Below are 17,789 nucleotides of genomic sequence, written 5' to 3' on the forward strand. Positions count from 1 at the left end.
CCGCCACGACGCCGCGCGCATCGGCGCGAGCGCGCCGCGCAGCAGCCCCGCCGCCGGCGTCGCCCCCGCGGCAGCGAGCGGCGGCGCGGCGAATGCGATCGCGATCAACCCGCCATAGGCTGCCGCGCGCAGCAACGGCCACGGCTCGATCGTCAGGTCCGGCACCACCGGCAACGCGCCCGCCAGCGCCTTGCCGAGCAGCGGCACCGCGGCGATGCCGATCGCCAGCCCCCCGGCGATCCCCACCAGCGCCGCCGCGCCTATCTCGATCGCATAGAGGCGGGCGACGTCGGCGGTGGTCGCGCCGAGCACCTTGAGCGTCGCGATGCCGCCGCGCCGTCCGGCGAGGAACGAGGCGACGCCGTTGCCGACGCCGATCCCGGCGATCGCCAGCGCGGCGAGCCCGACCAGCGTCAGGAACTCGCCCATCCGGTCGACGAAGCGCGACGCCCCCGGCGAGGCGCGCTCGCGCGTCTTGCTTTCCCAGCCGGCGGTGGCGAAACGCGCCTCGAACGCTTTGGCGATCCGCCCCGGATCGCTGCCGGCAGACAGCCGCAGGCGATAGCGCGTCTCATAGAGGCTGCCCGGCTGGACCAATTGCGTCGCCGGCAGCGTCGCCAGCGCGATGATCGCCACCGGCCCGAGCGTGAACCCCTCGCCGAGCCGATCGGGCTCGTCGGCGATGATCCCGCCGACGGTCAGCCCCGCCGCCCCCACCATGAAGCGCGCACCGGGCCGCAACCGCAGCCGCTCGGCGAGCGCCGGCGCGATCCACGCCTGCCCCGGCGGCGGTGCCCCGACGCGCCGCCCGCCCATCAGCGTCACCCGGCCGTAGAGCGGATAGGCGGCATCGACCGCCTTCAGCTGGATCGGCGCGGCGCGGCCGCCGGCGACCGCATTGGCCTGCATCCGCACCGTCTGAGAGACGACGCCGGCGCGCGTCATCGCCGCGCGCTCGGCATCGCCCGCCGATCGCTGCGACACCGCGAATTCGACGTCGCCGCCGAGGATCACCGCGCCGCGCGCCGCCAGTTCGCGGCCCACCGCATCGGCAAGGCCGCCGATCGCGGCCAGCGCCGCGACGCCGAGCAACAGGCAGACGACGAGCAGCCGCAGCCCGCGGAACCGCCAGTCGAGCTCGCGCCGCGCCAGCCGCCACGCCGAGGCCCAGCCGCTCAAACGATCCGCCCGTCGGCGAGCGTCACCACCCGGTCGCAGCGTTCGGCGAGGCTGCGGTCGTGGGTGATGACCACCAGCGTCGCGCCGATCGCCGCGCGGCGCGCGAACAGCAGGTCCATGATCGCGCCGCCGGTCGCGGTGTCGAGATTGCCGGTCGGCTCGTCGGCGAAGACCAGCGGCGGCCGCGGCCCGAGCGCGCGCGCGATCGCGACGCGCTGCTGCTCGCCGCCCGACAATTGCGAGGGGTAATGATCGAGCCGGTGGCCGAGCCCGACCGCCGCCAGCTCCGCCGCGGCCCGCTCCCATGCGTCCGCCGCGCCGGCCAATTCCATCGGCACCGCGACATTCTCGCGCGCAGTCATCGTCGGCAGCAGGTGGAAGGCCTGCAGCACGATCCCGATCCGCCCGCGGCGGGCACGCGCCAGCGCATCCTCGTCGAGGCGGCCGAAGTCGAGCCCGTCGACCGTCACGCGTCCGCCGCTCGCCCGCTCCAGCCCGGCGAGCACCGCCATCAGCGACGATTTGCCCGACCCCGAGGTACCGAGCAGCGCGACGCTCTCGCCGCGCCCGACGGAGAGGTCGATGCCGCGCAGGATCGCGGTTTCGCCGAGCGTCAGCGTGACATCGCGCGCGTCGATCACCATAGCGGGTTCGGTCATATCGGGAGGACAAGGCCTTGAAGGGGCTGATGATACGCTATGCGGCAGCGGCCGCGCTCGGCCAAGCCCTGATGCTCGCCGGCTGCGACCGGCCGGCGCCCGCGCCGACCGCGACGCCCGTTGCGACGGCAAGTGCGACGGCGCCGCGCCCTGCCGGCCCCGAACGGCTGGTGCTGGCCTTCGGCGACAGCCTCTATGCCGGTTACGGCCTCGACCGTGGCCAGAGCCTGCCCGACGCGGTGCAGGCACGGCTGCGTCGCGACGGGATCAACGCGACGATCGTCAACGCCGGCGTCTCGGGCGACACCACTGCGGCGGGCCGGCAGCGGCTCGGCTTCGTGCTCGACAATCTGCCCCGCAAGCCCGATCTCGTGCTGCTCGGCCTCGGCGGCAACGACGTGCTGCGCCAGCTCCCCGCCGCCGAGACGCGCGCCAACATGACCGCGATGCTCGACGAATTGCACAAGCGCGGCCTGCCGGTGGTGCTCACCGGCATGAAGGCACCGCCCAATCTCGGCGCGGCGTACGTCACCGCCTTCGACCGCATCTGGCCCGATCTGGCGAAGCGCGACCAGGCCGGCCTCTACCCCTTCGTCCTCGACGGCGTGATCGGCGATCCGCAGCTGATGCAGGCCGACCGCGTCCACCCCAATGCGACCGGCGTCGCGCGCATCGCCGACCGCCTCACCCCGCTGGTCGCCGCGGGACTCAAACCCGCTGGCTGACGGAACGCACGCGACGCTGCCGCGCTATAGCGTGAGGAGACCGGTACAGCCTGAGCCGTTCGCCCTGAGCCTGTCGAAGCCTGTCCTGAGCGACGCCGTATGCGGCGTCGAAGGGGGCAGGTGAGTCCCACGGTGCTTCGACAAGCTCAGCATCAACGGATTTCAGGTTACCTTGCCGTATTTCAGCTACGACCCGAAAGGACCCGACATGGCCGACAGCCGCACCGCAACCTTGTACCGCATGGTCCTGCCCGACCACATCTGCCCGTTCGGCGTCCGCGCCAAGCAGATCTTGCAATCCGAAGGCTTCGAGGTCGACGACCAGATCCTGCGTTCGCGCGAGGAGGTCGAGGCGTTTAAGGCCGAGCATGGCGTCGCCACCACGCCGCTGGTGTTCATCGACGGCGAACAGATCGGCGGCAGCGACGATCTCGAACGCTATCTGGCGCAGGTGGACTGACCGGCACCTTCATCCCGTCACCCCGGACTTGATCCGGGGTGACGAACGAGCGCAGTTTCGAATACCATCATCGTCCGAAAGACGGCGAGGATATAGACGTCGATCCCGCCTAGACCTCGAGCGGCGGACCGAAACATCATCCACAACTTTCGCATTGCCCGGTGAGGAACGTCGTCGCCGACCGGCCGTTCGGCAGCACTCCCCAAAGCGAAAGACACCATAGGTCTATGCCGGCCAAAGCCAGCCCTCCCGCCGACGCGCCCCTGCTGGCTCCCGAACCGCCCGTCGCCGATCCGCTCGGCATCGCCGAAACCGCCGCCGCGCTCGCCGAACGCCTTGCCACCGACGACATCCTCTATGCCGTCGCCGACGAACCACGTGGCGTCGCGCTCAGTCATGCGCTCGCACTCGCGATGCCCGACGCCGAAGTGCTGTTCTGCCCGGGCAGCGATGCCTTGCCCGGCGACGCCGCTCCCGCCTCGCCCGGCAACGTCGGCCAGCGCGTGTCGGCGCTGCGCCGCATCCGGCTGCTGCTCGACGCGGCCGAGCGACCGCGCATCGCCTGCATCACCACCGGCGAGGCGCTCGCCCGCGCCTATCCGGCGCCGCAATCCTTCGCCGCCGCGCCGCCCCGCGTCGATGCCGGCGCGTCGATCGATCTCGAGGCACTGTTCGCCAGCCTGACCGAGATCGGCTACACCCCGGACGAGACCGTCGACGAGCCCGGCGAGATCGCGTTGCGCGGCCAAGTGCTCGACGTCTTCCCCGCCGATGCCGGTCTGCCGCTGCGCGTCGAGGCCGGCGACGGTCGCGTCGTCAGCCTGCGCTGCTTCGACCCCGGCGACCAGCGCACCACCGGCGATATCGACACGCGCGAACTCGGCCGCGTCGCCGAACCGCCGCTCGCCGACGAGGGCGTGCCGCTCTGCGATCATGTGCCCGACGCGCGCATCGGCATTGAGCCTGCCGCCGACGCACGCCGCGCACGCTTCCTCGCGCTCGCCGCCGACGCCGCCAAGCGCCGCCCCACCCGCGCGATCGCCGACACGCTCGGCGACGCCCGCTGGCGCAAGGCGGTCGCCGGCCGCGCGATGCCGCCGCTGGAGCGGGCCGGCGACCCGCCGCCGCGCTTCGTCGAGAGCAAGGCGCCGATGCGTGCCTTCGCCAAGGCGGCGCGCGCCGCGATCGACGCCGGCGACCGACTCGCGATCCTCGGCGGCCCGCGCGATCTGCGCTTCCTGCAACGCCGCATCGCCAAGACGCTCAAGCTCCCGGTCGAAGAGGCTGCGTCATGGCCCGCGATCGTCGCCGCCGCGCCGGGCAGCATCCACCTGCTGGCGCTCGCCGCCGATCGCGGCTTCCATCGTGACGGCGTGCTCGCCATTGCCGCCGCCGATCTGCTCGGCAGCCGTGCCGAACGCGACGATCCCTCCACGCCCGTCGCCGACACCGGCCTGTTCGATTATGGCGAGATCCGCCTCGGCGATGTCGTCGTGCACGAGGATCACGGTCTCGCCGTGGTCAGCGGCCTGCAATCCTTGCCCGACGAGGCCGGCGACGCGATCGCGCTGACCTATGCCGACGACGGCGTCCGTCTCGTCCCCGTCGCCGAGGCCGACCGCATCTGGCGCTACGGCGCCGATGCCGAGGCGGTGACGCTCGACAAGCTGGACGGCGCGAGCTGGCTCAAGCGGCGCGGCGCGATCGACGCCGCCATCGCCGAGAGCGCGCGCGGCCTCACCGCGCTCGCCACCGAGCGCGACCGCCGCGCCGCGCCCAAACTCGTTGCCGACATCGCCGCCTACGAACGCTTCGCGGCGGGCTTCGTTTTCACCGAGACGCCCGATCAGGCGCGCGCCATCGCCGCGGTCCGCGACGACCTCGCCTCGGGCAAGCCGATGGACCGGCTGGTCATCGGCGACGTCGGCTATGGCAAGACCGAGGTCGCGCTGCGCGCCGCCGCGATCGCGGCGCTCGCCGGCCATCAGGTCGCGATCGCCGCGCCGACCACCGTGCTCGCGCGCCAGCATCTCGAAAGCTTCGTTGCGCGGTTCGAGGGCACCGGCATCGTCGTCGCCGGCCTGTCGCGCCTCACCGCCGCCGCCGACCGCAAGCGGATCAAGGCGGGGCTCGCCGACGGATCGGTGCACGTCGTCGTCGGCACCGGCGCGGTCGCCGCCAAGGGCATCGCCTACAAGGACCTCGCGCTCGTCATCATCGACGAGGAACAAAGATTCGGCGCCGCCGACAAGACGCGGCTGCGCGATCTCGGCGCCGGCCACGTACTGACGCTCAGCGCCACGCCGATCCCGCGCACGCTCCAGACCGCGCTGATCGGGCTCCAGCAGCTCTCGGTCATCGCCACCCCGCCGGCGCGGCGCCAGCCGATCCGTACCGTCGTCGGCGCGTTCGACGCGACCGTGGTACGCACCGCATTGCTGCGCGAGCGCACCCGCGGCGGCCAGAGCTTCGTCGTCGTGCCGCGGATCGAGGACATGGCTCCGCTCGCCGAGAAGCTCGCCAAATCGGTGCCCGAGCTCGAGATCGTCCAGGCGCACGGCAAGATGCCCGCCGCCGAGATCGACGAGGCGATGGTGCGTTTCGCCGGCGGTGAGGGCGACGTGCTGCTCGCCACCAACATCATCGAGGCGGGACTGGACGTGCCGCGCGCCAATACGATGGTGATCTGGCGCGCCGACCGCTTCGGCCTGTCGCAGCTCCATCAGTTGCGCGGCCGCGTCGGTCGCGGCATCCGCCGCGGCCAGGTGCTGCTGCTCACCGATCCCGAGGCGACGATCGCGCCGCGCACGCTCAAACGGCTCAAGACACTGGAGGCGTTCGACCGGCTCGGCGCCGGCTTCGCGATCAGCGCGCGCGATCTCGACATGCGCGGCGCCGGCGATCTGCTCGGCGAGACGCAGGCCGGGCATATGAAGCTGATCGGCATCGATTTGTACCAGCATCTGCTCGAAAGCGCGCTGCGCACCGCCCGCGGCGAGACGGTGGAGCGCTGGAGTCCCGAACTGCACCTCGGCATCGACGGCTGTCTGCCCGACGACTGGATGCCGGAGGCGGAGCTGCGCGTCACCACCTACGCCCGGCTCGCGCGGATCGAGGACGTCGACGCCCTCGACGCGCTGACCGACGAGCTGGAGGACCGGTTCGGCGACCTCCCCGAGGCGGTGCGGCTGTTGTTCGCCGTCGCCCGCATCCGCGTCGCCGCGCGCGCGGCGGACATCCAGCGGATCGACGCCGGACCCGGCGCGATCGCGCTGACCCCGCGCAAGCCGATCGCCCCGCCGACGGGCTTCACGGAGAAAAACGGCCGCCTGATCATTGCCGAGCGGATCGAAGACGCCCACGCCCGGCTCGAGCGGATCGAGACGCTGCTGGAGGAATGGGGCTGAACATAGCCCCATAACCGGCACCCGGCCCCATTCCGCGCTTATGGCATGGAGCATTGATGTTGCCCCGCGCTTTCCAAACCCACCCCGTCACCCCGGACTCGTTCCGGGGTCCACCCCGCGGCGAGGAGAAAGTCGTGTAAGGGACCATTCTCTTGCGGCTCGGTGGACCCCGGAACGAGTCCGGGGTGACGGGTGAATGAAGGCAGCCGCTCGAACCGCTCGTCGTATCTGCCCACAGGGACACACCCTTGCCTCGCAATACCTCCCACGCCTAACCCCACCGCAATGCCACTTCCCCCCGCCTTCTTCGACCGCGACGTGGCGACCGTCGCCCGCGATCTCATTGGCGCGACCTTGCTGGTCGATGGCGTCGGCGGCACGATCGTCGAGACCGAGGCCTACGACGCCGACGACCCCGCCTCGCACAGCGCGAACGGGCCGACGGCGCGCAATGCGGCGATGTTCGGCCCCGCCGGCCACGCCTATGTCTACCGCAGCTACGGCATCCACTGGTGCCTCAATGTCGTCTGCCACCCGGGCAGCGCGGTGCTGATCCGCGCGCTCGAACCGACCGACGGCATCGCGACGATGATCGCCCGCCGCGGCCTCGCCGATCCGCGCCTGCTCTGTGCCGGACCGGGGCGGCTCTGCCAGGCGCTGGGCGTCGACAAGACGCTCGACGGTGCGGCGCTCGACCTGCCGCCGTTCGCGCTGGCCGCCGCCGGCGCCGCCGTTTCGACCCATGCCGGCACCCGCATCGGCATCACCCGCGCCGTCGAGACGCCATGGCGCTTCTGCGCGATCGGCTCACGCTTCCTCAGCAAGCCGGCGCGCTGATCCCGAGCTTCGGCGCCGAAAGCCAGATGTTGGCGCGCCACGCGGCGCAAACACCCCCAAAAACACTCGCCGCCCTCCTATGAGGTGTTTGGCATGCATAATGCACTGCTACGGGTACAGCCACATCGGGCTGTGTCCTTGGGAAGAACATCATGCTCATCACCACCATCGCCGCCGCGCTCCTGTCGACCACCGCCGCGCCGCAGCCCGCCTCGACGCCCACCGCATCGGCCACCCCCGTCGCGACCGCGGCAGCAGCTGCCGCCGCGACGATGGCGCGCCCGGACTATAATCCGCGCGTCTGCCTGGTCGACGACGTCACCGGCTCGCACATCCGCCGCCGCGAGTGCAAATCGCTCAGCCAGTGGCGCAGCGCCGGCATCGACCCGCTCGCCAAGCGCTGACCCCGTGCAGGCGCGCCGGCCCGACCGCCGGCGCGCCGCCCGCGTTTTCGCGCGGGAGCTTCCATGCCGCACCTGCGTTTGGCGCAGCGACGATCATCATGGGGGTTTCCAACACGTGCATGCCTTGCCCGACCGGCTCGATCCGGGCTCGCCCTATCCGCTGGGCGCTACGTTCGATGGCCTCGGCGTCAATTTCGCGGTCTTCAGCGCCAATGCCGACCGTATCGAGCTTTGCGTCTTCGATCCCTCCGGCAAGCGCGAGCTGCAGCGGATCACGCTGCCCGAATGTACCGACGAGGTGTTCCACGGCTATCTGCCGGATGCCGCGCCCGGCCTGATCTACGGCTATCGCGCGCATGGCCGCTACGAGCCCGAGAACGGCCATCGCTTCAATCCCAACAAATTGCTGCTCGATCCCTATGCGCGGCGGCTGCACGGCCAGATCAAATGGACCGATGCGCTGCACGGCTACAAGGTCGGCCATGCGCGCGAGGACCTGAGCTTCGACAAGCGCGACAGTGCGCCGGCGATGCCCAAGGCGGTGGTGGTCGACGACCATTGGGACTGGTCGCGCGACACCAAGCCCAACACGCCCTGGTCCGAAACCGTGATCTACGAGGCGCACGTCAAGGGCCTGACCAAGCTGATGGAGCTGGTCCCGCCACGCGAACGCGGGACCTATGCCGCGCTCGGCCATCCCGCGGTGATCGCGCATCTCAAGCGGATCGGCGTCACCGCGCTTGAGCTGCTGCCGATCCACAGCTTCACGCAGGACCGCTTCCTGCAGGAAAAGGGCCTGAAGAATTACTGGGGCTATAACACGCTCGGCTTCTTCGCGCCCGAACAGGCCTATATGTCGACTGACAGCCAGGACGAGCTGCGCCGCGCCGTCCACCGCCTGCACAAGGCGGGGATCGAGGTGATCCTCGACGTCGTCTACAACCACACCTGCGAAGGCTCGGAGAAAGGCCCGACGCTGTCGTGGCGCGGGCTCGACAATGCGAGCTATTACCGGCTGGTCAAGGATCAGCCGCGCTATTCGATCAACGACACCGGCACCGGCAACACGCTCAACCTCAGCAAGGCGCGCGTCATCCAGATGGTGACCGATTCGCTGCGCTATTGGGCGACGAGCTTCGGCATCGACGGTTTCCGCTTCGATCTCGGCCTGACGCTCGGCCGCGAGGACGACGGCTTCGACCCCGGCGCCGCCTTCTTCGACGTGGTGCGGCAGGACCCGGTGCTTGGTCGCCTCAAGCTGATGGCGGAGCCGTGGGACGTCGGCCCCGGCGGCTATCAGCTCGGCAATTTCCCGCCCGGTTTCGCCGAGTGGAACGACAAATATCGCGACACCGTCCGCCAGTTCTGGCGCGGCGACGCCGGCCAGCGCGCCGATCTCGCCGCGCGGCTCGCGGGCTCGGGCGACCTGTTCGACCGCCGCTCGCGCCGGCCGTGGGCGAGCATAAATCTGCTGTCCGCGCACGACGGTTTCACCCTCGCCGACACGGTGACGTACGAGGAGCGCCACAACGAGGCCAATGGCGAGGACAATCGCGACGGCCACGACAACAACCATTCGCGCAACTGGGGCCACGAAGGCCCGACCGACGATCCCGCGATCAACGACGCGCGCGGCCGCGTCCAGCGGTCGATGCTGACGACGCTGCTCGCCTCGCTCGGCACGCCGATGCTCGTCGCCGGCGACGAATTCGGGCGGACGCAGCAGGGCAACAACAACGCCTATTGCCAGGACAACGAGATCAGCTGGCTCGACTGGCAGGCCGCGGCGGGCGAGGCCGGGCAGACGCAGATCGACTATGTCGCGCGGCTGGCCGACCTGCGCCGTCGCTATCCGGTGCTGCGCGCCGCGACCTTCCTCTACGGGCAGGATTCGCCAGGCCACGGCATCAACGACGTCGAATGGTGGGATGAGCGTGGGCAACGGCTGAGCCCCGAGGATTGGCAGAACCCCGAGGGTCGCGCACTGATGATGCGCCGCGCCAGCCGCAACGAGGCGGGCGAGGTCGAGGCGGTGTCGCTGCTCATCAACGGTTCGGCCGATCCGGTGACGTTCCACCTACCGCCGCCGCATGCCGGCCGCACCGTGCTGATCGACAGCGCCAAGCCCGAGCAGGGCGAGCTGGCGATCGAGGACAGCTACGAGGTGGCGCCGCAGGGCGCGGTGCTGGTCACCTGGACGCTGACCTTCGAGGAGGATGCGGCATGAGCCGCCGCTGGGGCGCCGAACTGCTCGACGACGGGCGGACGCGCTTCGCGCTCTGGGCGCCGGCGCGCGACGCGGTGACGCTGGAGATCGACGGCGGCGCATCGATCGCGATGACGGCGGAGGACGACGGCTGGTTCGTCGCCACCGCCGACGCCCCGGCCGGCACCCGCTACCGCTTTCGCCTCGACGATCTCGCAGTGCCCGATCCGGCGAGCCGCGCACAATCGGGCGGCGTCCACGGCTGGAGCCTCGTCATCGATCCCGCCTACGCCTGGACGGTCCCCGACTGGCGCGGCCGGCCGTGGGAGGACACGGTGCTGATCGAACTGCACGCCGGCGTGCTCGGCGGCTTCCGCGGCGTCATGGACCAGATCCCGACGCTCGCCGCGCTCGGCATCACCGCGATCGAGCTGATGCCGGTCAACGCCTTCGGCGGTACGCGCAACTGGGGCTATGACGGCGTCCTGCCCTATGCCCCTGCCGAAGCCTATGGCGCGCCCGCCGAGCTCAAGGCGCTGGTCGACGAGGCGCATGCCTTCGGCCTCTCGGTCTTCCTCGACGTCGTCTACAATCACTTCGGCCCCGACGGGAATTACCTGTCGGCCTACGCCCCCAATTTCTTCGATGCCGATGTCCATACGCCCTGGGGCGGCGCGGTCGCGGTCGAGCGCGACGCGGTGCATCGCTTCTTCGTCGACAATGCGCTGATGTGGCTCGGCGACTATCGCATCGACGGGCTGCGCTTCGACGCGGTCCATGCGATCGACAACACCGACTTCCTCGACGCGATGGCGGCGGAGATCCGCGCGGCCTTCCCCGATCGCCACATCCACCTCGTCCTCGAAAACGAGCGCAACGACGCCGAGCGCCTCCACGACGGCGGCTATGACGCACAGTGGAACGACGATTTCCACAACGTCCTCCACGTGCTGCTCACCGGCGAGACCAGCGCCTATTACAGCGACTTCGCCGACAGGCCCGCCGAGCGGCTGGCACGCTGCCTCGCCGAAGGCTTCATCTATCAGGGCGAACCTTCGGCCAATCACGACGGCACACCGCGCGGTACGCCAAGTGCGCATCTGTCGCCGACGCGCTTCGTCGCCTTTCTCCAGAACCACGATCAGGTCGGCAACCGTGCGCTCGGCGAACGGCTGACCGTGCTGACCGATACCGCACGGCTACGCGCGGCGACCGCGCTGCTGCTACTCGGGCCGCAGGTGCCATTGTTGTTCATGGGCGACACTGAAGGCAGCGAAACGCCGTTCCTGTTCTTCACCGATTTCCACGACGACCTCGCCGACGCGGTGCGCGAGGGGCGGCGCAAGGAATTCGCCAAGTTCGACGCCTTCGCCGACCCGGCGGCGCGCGAGCGCATCCCCGATCCCAATGCGCCCGAGACGTTCGAGCGCTCGCGCCCCGAGCCGGGACCCGATGCGCACGGCTGGCGGACGCTGATCCGCGACTTGATCGCGCTGCGCCGGAGCGCGATCGTGCCGCATCTGGCGGGGGCGACGGCGCTGGGGGCGGAGGCGACCGGCGAGGCGGCGGTCACCGCGCGCTGGCGGCTCGGCGACGGCAGCGTGCTGACGATCGCGCTCGATCTCGCCTATCAGCCGGCGCCGCTGCCGGAAGGCGAGGGCGAGCTGGTTCACGCCGAGGGCGAACGCTTCCGCGCGTGGATCGCGAAATGATGGGCGCGCAGAGGCGCGGAGGACGCAGAGGGATCGGGGCCGGCGGCAGCCCTTTTTACGAAGATGATGGTCACGCGAAGACGCGAAGACGCGAAGGTGTCCCGCACGGGCGGGCTCCCGCCCTTCTTCTTCGCGGCTTCGCGCCTTCGCGTGAATCCCTCTCCATCAGGACGGATCACCGGGCCACGACATCGGCCACGCCGCATGACCCACGCCGCGTTCTCCGCGCCTCTGCGCGAACCCATCTCAGTACCCCGGCGAAGGCCGGGGCCCAGTTGGGAGACGCCACGGACAAAGCGCATCGCGTCATAAGCACGACTTTCCCAACTGGGCCCCGGCCTTCGCCGGGGTACAAAGGGGGGATGCGATGACCGATCTCGCCACCGATGCGCAGGCCGCCGGGCTGCAGGCCGAATGGGAGGATGCCGACGGCCGCCGGCAGCGCGTCGACGATGCGGTGCTGCGCGCGATCCTCGATACGCTCGACACGCGCGTCGACGGCGTGCCGTTCGTCACCGGTGACATGGGTCGCCCGGTCGCGACTGGCGCCGAGCCCGGCCCGGCGTGCCTGATGCTCGAGGACGGCACCACCCGCGCGGTCACCATCGCCGCGGACGGCACCATCCCCGGTATCGCCGAGCCCGGCTATCACCGCCTCGAAACCGCGGGCGGCACCATCACGCTCGCCATCGCGCCGCCGCGCTGCATCGCGCCGCCGCCCGGTCATAGCTGGGGGCCGGCGGTCCAGATCCCCGCATTGCGCGGGTCGCGACCGGCACCGTACGGCGACCTCGGCACGCTCGCCGAGGCGGCGCGCGCCTTCGCCGACGCCGGTGCGGACACGCTCGCGATCAGCCCGACGCATGCGCTCTTCCCCGCCGATGCGACGCGATTCAGCCCCTATGCGCCGTCGAGCCGGCTGTTCCACCACGCGCTCCTCGCCGATCCCGCCCTCGCCGGCGTGACGGACGCGGGCCCGGCCGGTGGCGACCTGATCGACTGGCAGACCGGCTGGCCCGAACGCCTCGCACTGCTCCGCACCGCCTTCGATCGCGCGCCGGCCGCGTTGCGCGCGCGCTTCGACGCCGCGCGCGTGGCCCGCCCGGACTGGGACGACCATGCCCGGTTCGACGCGCTGCACGCGCATTTCTTCGCCGCGCAGCAGGCACGCGGCTGGCAGGACTGGCCCGCCGATTATCACGACCCCGCCGGCCCCACGGTCGCCCGTTTCGTCGCCGATCATGCGCCGGACGTCGCCTTTTACGCCTTCCTGCAATGGCTCACCGACGCCAGCCTCGCGCAGGCGCAGGCGGCGGCGCGTGATGCCGGCATGCGGATCGGCCTGATCGCCGACCTCGCGGTTGGCATGGATGCCGGCGGCAGCCACGGCTGGAACCGCCGCGACGATCTGCTGACCGGCCTGTCGATCGGCGCGCCGCCCGATCCGCTCGGGCCGCAGGGGCAGAATTGGGGGATCACCGCGCTCTCCCCCTTCGCGTTGCGCCGGACCGGCTTCGACGGTTTCATCCGCACCGTCCGCGCCGCGCTCTGCCATGCCGGGGGCCTGCGCATCGATCATGCGCTCGGGCTCAAGCGGCTGTGGGTCATCCCCGACGGCGGCAAGGCGAGCGACGGCGCCTATCTGGCGATGCCCTTCGCCGACCTGCTGCGTATCCTCGCGCTCGAATCGCATCGCGCCGGGGCGATCGTCATCGGCGAGGATCTCGGCACCGTGCCGCCGGGCTTCCGCGACACGATGGCGAAGCGCGGCATGCTCGGCATGCGCGTCCTCCCCTTCGAGCGCGACGACACGGGCTTCACGCCCTCCACCGGGTGGGACGCGCAGGCGGTGGCGATGACCGGCACGCATGACACCGCGACGCTCGCGGGCTGGTGGACGGGCCGCGACATCACCTGGAACCACAAATTGAAGCGCAGCGCGCGCGACGAGCCGTCCGACCGCCTGCGCCGCATCGGCGAGAAGAAGGCGCTGTGGACCGCCTGTACCACGGCGGGCGTCGCCGCCGGCCCGGTCCCCAACGACGCCGCACCGGCGATCGACGCCGCGATCGCCTTCACGCGTCAGGCACCCTGCCCGCTCACCATCGTCCCGCTCGAAGACCTCGTCGGCATCGCCGAACAGCCCAACCTGCCCGGCACCACCGACGAACATCCCAACTGGCGCCGCCGCATGCCCGACACGACCGAGGCGCTGCTCGCCCGGCCCGAGGTCGCACGCCGCGCCGCCCTCCTTTCAGCAAAGAGTCCCGCATGACGCCCCGCGCCACCTATCGCATGCAGTTCCACGCCGGCTTCACCTTCGCCGATGCCGAGGCGCTGGTGCCGTATCTCGACGATCTCGGGATCAGCCATCTCTACGCCTCGCCGATCACCGTCGCCGCCAAGGGCTCGACGCACGGCTATGACGTCGTCGATCCGACCCGCATCAACCCCGAGCTTGGCGGCGAAGACGGCTTCCGCAGCCTCGTCGCCGCGCTCAAGGCGCGGAACATGGGCGTCGTTATCGATATCGTTCCCAACCATATGGGCGTCGCCGGCGGCGGCAACGCCTGGTGGAACGACGTGCTCGCCAACGGACAGGCGAGCGCCTACGCCCGGTTCTTCGATATCGACTGGTCGCAGAGGCTGCTGCTGCCGGTGCTCGGCGACACGCTCGCGGCGACGCTCGCCAACGGCGACCTCGCGGTCGAAGGCGACGCGATCGTCGCTTACGGCGAGCATCGCTTCCCGCTGCGCCCCGACGTGCAGGAAAGCGACCTCGCCACCCTGCTCGACCGCCAGCATTACCGGCTGGCGAGCTGGCGCGTCGCCAACGACGCGCTCAACTGGCGCCGTTTCTTCACCGTCAACGACCTCGCCGGCGTCCGCATCGAGGATCCCGCGGTGTTCGAGGCGACGCACGCGCTGTATTTCCGCCTCTACGACGAGGGGCTGATCGACGGCGTCCGCGTGGATCACGTCGACGGCCTGACCGACCCGATCGGCTATTGCCGCACGTTGCGCGAGCGGCTCGGCCCCGACGCGTGGATCGTCATCGAGAAGATCCTCGGTGCGGGCGAGGGCCAGCCGCTCGGCTGGGGCGTCAACGGCACCAGCGGCTACGACTTCATGGAGCAGGTCGCGACGCTGATCCACGATCCGCTCGGCGCACTGCCGCTCGAGGAATTGTGGCAGGAGGTCAGCGGCCGCTATCAGGGGTTCGAGGCGGAGGAGTTCGAGGCGCGGCAGGATCTGCTCGCATGGCAATTCTCCGGCCAGCTCGACGCCTGCGTCGCCGCCTTCGTCGCGCTGAACGACGACGAGGCGGTCACCCCGGCGATGCTGCGCCGCGCGATCGAGCGGCTGCTCTGGGTGTTCCCGGTCTATCGCACCTATGGCACCGGCAGCGCCGCCGCGCCGCAGGACGCGGCGATCCGCGGCCTCGTCCGCGAGCGCGTGTCGTGGCTGATCCCGCCCGGCGAAGCGCATGTCGTCGACCGCATCCTCGCTTGGCTCGCCGGCGAGGGGCCGCAGGGGGCTTCGGGCGATGCCGCCGACGCGGTGCGCCGCTTCCAGCAACTGTCGGCGCCGATCGCCGCGAAATCGGTCGAGGATACCGCCTTCTACCGTTCGGGCCGATTGCTGTCGCGCAACGACGTCGGCTTCGATGCGACGATACTCGGCGTGCCCGTCGACGCCTTCCACCGGATCATGGCCGATCGCGCCCGCGACGTACCGGCTGCGATGCTGACCACCGCGACGCACGACCACAAGCGCGGCGAGGACGTCCGCGCCCGGCTCGCGGTGCTGAGCACGATCCCCGACGCATGGCGCGCGCGGGTCGAGGCGTGGGAGGCGCTGTCATGGGGCTGGGATCACGACGTCGACGGCGGCGATCGCTACATGCTGCTCCAGACGATCGTCGGCGCCTGGCCCGAGGACGGCGCGGCCGGCGACTTCGCCGACCGGCTCAAGGCATGGCAGCAGAAGGCGCTACGCGAGGCCAAGCTCCGCTCGTCGTGGGAAGCGCCCGACGAGGACTATGAGGCCGCCGCCGCCGCGCTGATCGACGCCTATCTCGCCGATCCGCGCTTCGTCGCCGAGATCACCGCCTTCGTCGCGAAGCTGGCGCCCGCGGCCCGCGCCAACACGCTCGTCCAGACTTTGCTGCGCTATACGGCGCCGGGCGTGCCCGACCTCTATCAGGGCACCGAACTCGCCGACCTCAGCCTCGTCGATCCCGACAACCGCCGCCCGGTCGATTATGCCGCGCGCGCCGCGTTGCTCGGCGGCGATGCGGTCCCGGCCAAGCTGCGGCTGATCGCCGACCTGCTCGCCCGCCGCCGCGCCGATCCGGCGCTGTTCGCCGACGGCGACTATCGGCCCGCCACGGTCGAGGGCAGCGACCGCATCCTCGCCTTCAACCGCAGCACCGGCGGCCGCAGCCTGCACGTCGCCGCGCTCATCCGCGGCACCGCGGTGCCCGACGCGACGATCCGATTCGCCGACGGTGACACCCGCAGCGCGGCGGAAATCTTCGCGCAAGACGCGATCTGGTATCGAATTGCCTGATTATGATGACATTAACTAAGTATTTGATCCAAATCAGTTGTTATAGGTTGTTTCACCGCGTCGCCTCCGGCACGGAGGCATGAAGATAGACAAGAGAGGACTGGGAGCCATGCCGCAAGCGCGCCTTGTAGACTTCTGGGCCAGAGCAATCGCCGCGCGCTCGCCGGTGATGCTGGAACAATTGCGCGGGGTGGCGCGCGATCTGATTGCCGCCCGCAGCGCGCTTCGATCGGTGATGCCGGCCGAATTCGTCAACAACCCGCCGATCGACCTGCTGTACGCGCTGTTCGCCGCCGACGATCAAGCGATGATGGTGCCGCCGCTGATCACCGCCACGGGCGTTTCCGGCCCGGTCGCCCGCCGTTGGCTCGACGTCCTCGTCGATCGCGGTCTCGTGATGGAGCGCGACGGCAGGGTCACGCTGACCGAGGCGGGCTTCGTGATGGCCGCCGAAGCGTGTCAGGCGATCATTGAGTCGCGGACGGGCGCCGCGGGGGCGACTCTGAATTGAAGCGCAGCGCGTCGGCACGGCGCGTCACCGTGTCGAGCGCCTGCTCCAGCTCGGCGGCGGCCAGCGTCTCGTCGGCCGCCACGGCCAGTTCCAGGGCCTGCGAAATGAGGTGCCGCGCCTCGTCGAGACGGACGGCGTTGTCGATATCCATGCGCGAACCTCCGCTCCGATCGACACTCGTGCCGCGCGGTGGTGGATGCAACCAAGCCCGCTAAAAATCAAATGACAATCGTCTCCCTCGGCGGACCGCGAGTCCCCCGATGGAGCGACGTCTCCGGAAATGCCGTCCGGGCTTAATGCCCGACGGCATCCTTGACGGCATCGACCGCCTTGGCGAGCAGTCCCTTCTCGGCCTCTTCCGCCTCGGCCTTGGTCTTGAAGGCGGCACCCTCCGGCTCCGCCGGGGGCGCGTAGACCGAGAACAGTTTGAGCACGCCCGACCCCTTGTTGACGATATTGTGCTGCGCGCCCTTCGGCACCACCACCAAGTGGTTGGGCGTCGCTTTGGTCGAATGGCCGTCGATCACCACCTGCGCCTCGCCATCGACGATGAAGGTCGTCTGGTCGGCGGGATGCGTCTCCATGCCGATCTCCTCGCCGGCAGGGATCGCCATCAATACGATCTGCACCTTGGCGTCGCGATAGACCTCTTTCTGCCAAAGGTCGTTGCGGCCGGCGAGTTCGACCATGTCCTTGTTGAAGATCGCCATTGCCGATTCGCTCCCATCCATGCGTTCGCAGCATTGGACGAACGAGCGCCCGGCACGTTCCGCTTAATCCCACACCAGCCGCCAAAAGGCGCGCCACGCACGCCACGGTGCAGGCACGCGAAGCACCTCTGCGGACGCCGGACCGAGGTCGGCACGCCGCGTCGCATAGATGGCGGCCAGATGATGATGCACCCGTCGTGCCCGCTTGCACTGCGCCCGCCGCGCCATGTGCAATTCGTGCAACTCCCGGCGGCGCAAGTATTCGGCTTCAGGATTCATGGTCCGCGCCTCTCTCCTCTCTGTTGATCAGGCTAGAGTGTGGCGCGGAACCGACAACAGGATTTCAAACCGATATCGGTATCGAAGCAGCTTCGGCTTGGGAGCCGACTTTACTAGCATAGATTAAA

The 17,789-nt window shown here is 70.2% G+C and carries 15 protein-coding genes; 10 read left to right on the forward strand and 5 right to left on the reverse strand.

All coding sequences use genetic code 11. From position 1 onward, the window contains the following. Together FFS23_RS08595 and FFS23_RS08600 are read right to left on the reverse strand one after the other, a co-directional pair. Window positions 1–1,179, reverse strand: a 1,179-nt coding sequence (locus tag FFS23_RS08595) for an FtsX-like permease family protein (RefSeq protein ID WP_137898279.1), incomplete at its 3' end; no start/stop codon positions are given. Continuing rightward, the gene (locus FFS23_RS08600; protein WP_249340596.1) at window positions 1,176–1,838 is read right to left on the reverse strand and encodes an ABC transporter ATP-binding protein; all 663 of its coding nucleotides are present in this window, start codon (window positions 1,836–1,838) and stop codon (window positions 1,176–1,178) included. The genes FFS23_RS08595 and FFS23_RS08600, both read right to left, overlap by 4 nt. Window positions 1,839–1,855: 17 nt before the next feature. Here FFS23_RS08600 and FFS23_RS08605 point away from each other — a divergent pair, with 17 nt between their 5' ends. The 10 genes from FFS23_RS08605 (at window position 1,856) to FFS23_RS08650 (ending at window position 16,672) form a co-directional block, all read left to right on the forward strand. Next, a complete protein-coding gene (locus tag FFS23_RS08605; RefSeq protein ID WP_249340597.1) occupies window positions 1,856–2,563 on the forward strand; it encodes an arylesterase in 708 nt (235 codons plus the stop codon). 208 nt (window positions 2,564–2,771) lie between these two features. Beyond that, window positions 2,772–3,023 carry a glutaredoxin domain-containing protein gene (locus FFS23_RS08610; RefSeq protein ID WP_137898280.1) on the forward strand — a complete coding sequence of 84 codons (252 nt, stop codon included), beginning with the start codon at window positions 2,772–2,774 and terminating at the stop codon, window positions 3,021–3,023. 227 nt (window positions 3,024–3,250) lie between these two features. Further along, complete coding sequence (locus tag FFS23_RS08615; RefSeq protein ID WP_137898281.1) at window positions 3,251–6,430, forward strand: helicase-related protein; 3,180 nt, start codon at window positions 3,251–3,253, stop codon at window positions 6,428–6,430. Between the two features lie 285 nt (window positions 6,431–6,715). Further along, complete coding sequence (locus FFS23_RS08620) at window positions 6,716–7,267, forward strand: DNA-3-methyladenine glycosylase (RefSeq protein ID WP_137898282.1); 552 nt, start codon at window positions 6,716–6,718, stop codon at window positions 7,265–7,267. 152 nt (window positions 7,268–7,419) lie between these two features. Next, the gene (locus FFS23_RS08625) at window positions 7,420–7,671 is read left to right on the forward strand and encodes a hypothetical protein (RefSeq protein WP_038662473.1); all 252 of its coding nucleotides are present in this window, start codon (window positions 7,420–7,422) and stop codon (window positions 7,669–7,671) included. 115 nt (window positions 7,672–7,786) lie between these two features. Further along, window positions 7,787–9,898 carry a glycogen debranching protein GlgX gene (gene glgX, locus FFS23_RS08630; protein ID WP_249340598.1) on the forward strand — a complete coding sequence of 704 codons (2,112 nt, stop codon included), beginning with the start codon at window positions 7,787–7,789 and terminating at the stop codon, window positions 9,896–9,898. Further along, window positions 9,895–11,589 carry a malto-oligosyltrehalose trehalohydrolase gene (gene treZ / locus FFS23_RS08635; RefSeq protein WP_137898283.1) on the forward strand — a complete coding sequence of 565 codons (1,695 nt, stop codon included), beginning with the start codon at window positions 9,895–9,897 and terminating at the stop codon, window positions 11,587–11,589. The genes glgX and treZ overlap by 4 nt, the downstream gene beginning before the upstream one ends. A 367-nt stretch (window positions 11,590–11,956) precedes the next feature. Next, window positions 11,957–13,864 carry a 4-alpha-glucanotransferase gene (gene malQ / locus FFS23_RS08640; RefSeq protein ID WP_137898284.1) on the forward strand — a complete coding sequence of 636 codons (1,908 nt, stop codon included), beginning with the start codon at window positions 11,957–11,959 and terminating at the stop codon, window positions 13,862–13,864. Further along, window positions 13,861–16,161: a malto-oligosyltrehalose synthase gene (gene treY / locus FFS23_RS08645; RefSeq protein ID WP_137898285.1), complete on the forward strand. Its 2,301-nt coding sequence runs from the start codon at window positions 13,861–13,863 to the stop codon at window positions 16,159–16,161. The genes malQ and treY overlap by 4 nt, the downstream gene beginning before the upstream one ends. A gap of 79 nt (window positions 16,162–16,240) precedes the next feature. After that, window positions 16,241–16,672, forward strand: a complete 432-nt coding sequence (locus tag FFS23_RS08650; RefSeq protein WP_137898286.1) for a helix-turn-helix domain-containing protein — start codon at window positions 16,241–16,243, stop codon at window positions 16,670–16,672. Here FFS23_RS08650 and FFS23_RS08655 read toward each other — a convergent pair. From FFS23_RS08655 to FFS23_RS08665, 3 genes are all read right to left on the reverse strand, one after another. Continuing rightward, entirely contained in the window at window positions 16,629–16,823 is a 195-nt protein-coding gene (locus FFS23_RS08655; protein ID WP_038662491.1) for a hypothetical protein, read from the reverse strand. The two genes, FFS23_RS08650 and FFS23_RS08655, sit on opposite strands and share 44 nt — an antisense overlap. A 142-nt stretch (window positions 16,824–16,965) precedes the next feature. Beyond that, window positions 16,966–17,382, reverse strand: coding sequence for a cupin domain-containing protein (locus tag FFS23_RS08660; RefSeq protein ID WP_137898287.1), 417 nt, complete (start codon window positions 17,380–17,382; stop codon window positions 16,966–16,968). A gap of 63 nt (window positions 17,383–17,445) precedes the next feature. Beyond that, window positions 17,446–17,661, reverse strand: a complete 216-nt coding sequence (locus tag FFS23_RS08665; RefSeq protein ID WP_137898288.1) for a hypothetical protein — start codon at window positions 17,659–17,661, stop codon at window positions 17,446–17,448. Between the last annotated feature and the right edge of the window lie 128 nt (window positions 17,662–17,789).

It is taken from the genome of Sphingomonas sp. 2SG, from assembly GCF_005503285.1.
Classification (GTDB): Bacteria; Pseudomonadota; Alphaproteobacteria; order Sphingomonadales; family Sphingomonadaceae; genus Sphingomonas; species Sphingomonas taxi.

What these genes read in the sequence shown, in the direction of transcription:
- treY (WP_137898285.1), top strand. Translation starts at nt 13,861, where the DNA reads ATGACGCCCCGCGCCACCTATCGCATGCAGTTCCACGCCGGCTTCACC.
- FFS23_RS08665 (WP_137898288.1), bottom strand. Translation starts at nt 17,661, where the DNA reads ATGAATCCTGAAGCCGAATACTTGCGCCGCCGGGAGTTGCACGAATTG.
- FFS23_RS08660 (WP_137898287.1), bottom strand. Translation starts at nt 17,382, where the DNA reads ATGGCGATCTTCAACAAGGACATGGTCGAACTCGCCGGCCGCAACGAC.
- FFS23_RS08650 (WP_137898286.1), top strand. Translation starts at nt 16,241, where the DNA reads ATGAAGATAGACAAGAGAGGACTGGGAGCCATGCCGCAAGCGCGCCTT.
- treZ (WP_137898283.1), top strand. Translation starts at nt 9,895, where the DNA reads ATGAGCCGCCGCTGGGGCGCCGAACTGCTCGACGACGGGCGGACGCGC.
- malQ (WP_137898284.1), top strand. Translation starts at nt 11,957, where the DNA reads ATGACCGATCTCGCCACCGATGCGCAGGCCGCCGGGCTGCAGGCCGAA.
- FFS23_RS08655 (WP_038662491.1), bottom strand. Translation starts at nt 16,823, where the DNA reads ATGGATATCGACAACGCCGTCCGTCTCGACGAGGCGCGGCACCTCATT.
- FFS23_RS08625 (WP_038662473.1), top strand. Translation starts at nt 7,420, where the DNA reads ATGCTCATCACCACCATCGCCGCCGCGCTCCTGTCGACCACCGCCGCG.
- FFS23_RS08600 (WP_249340596.1), bottom strand. Translation starts at nt 1,838, where the DNA reads ATGACCGAACCCGCTATGGTGATCGACGCGCGCGATGTCACGCTGACG.
- FFS23_RS08615 (WP_137898281.1), top strand. Translation starts at nt 3,251, where the DNA reads ATGCCGGCCAAAGCCAGCCCTCCCGCCGACGCGCCCCTGCTGGCTCCC.
- FFS23_RS08610 (WP_137898280.1), top strand. Translation starts at nt 2,772, where the DNA reads ATGGCCGACAGCCGCACCGCAACCTTGTACCGCATGGTCCTGCCCGAC.
- FFS23_RS08620 (WP_137898282.1), top strand. Translation starts at nt 6,716, where the DNA reads ATGCCACTTCCCCCCGCCTTCTTCGACCGCGACGTGGCGACCGTCGCC.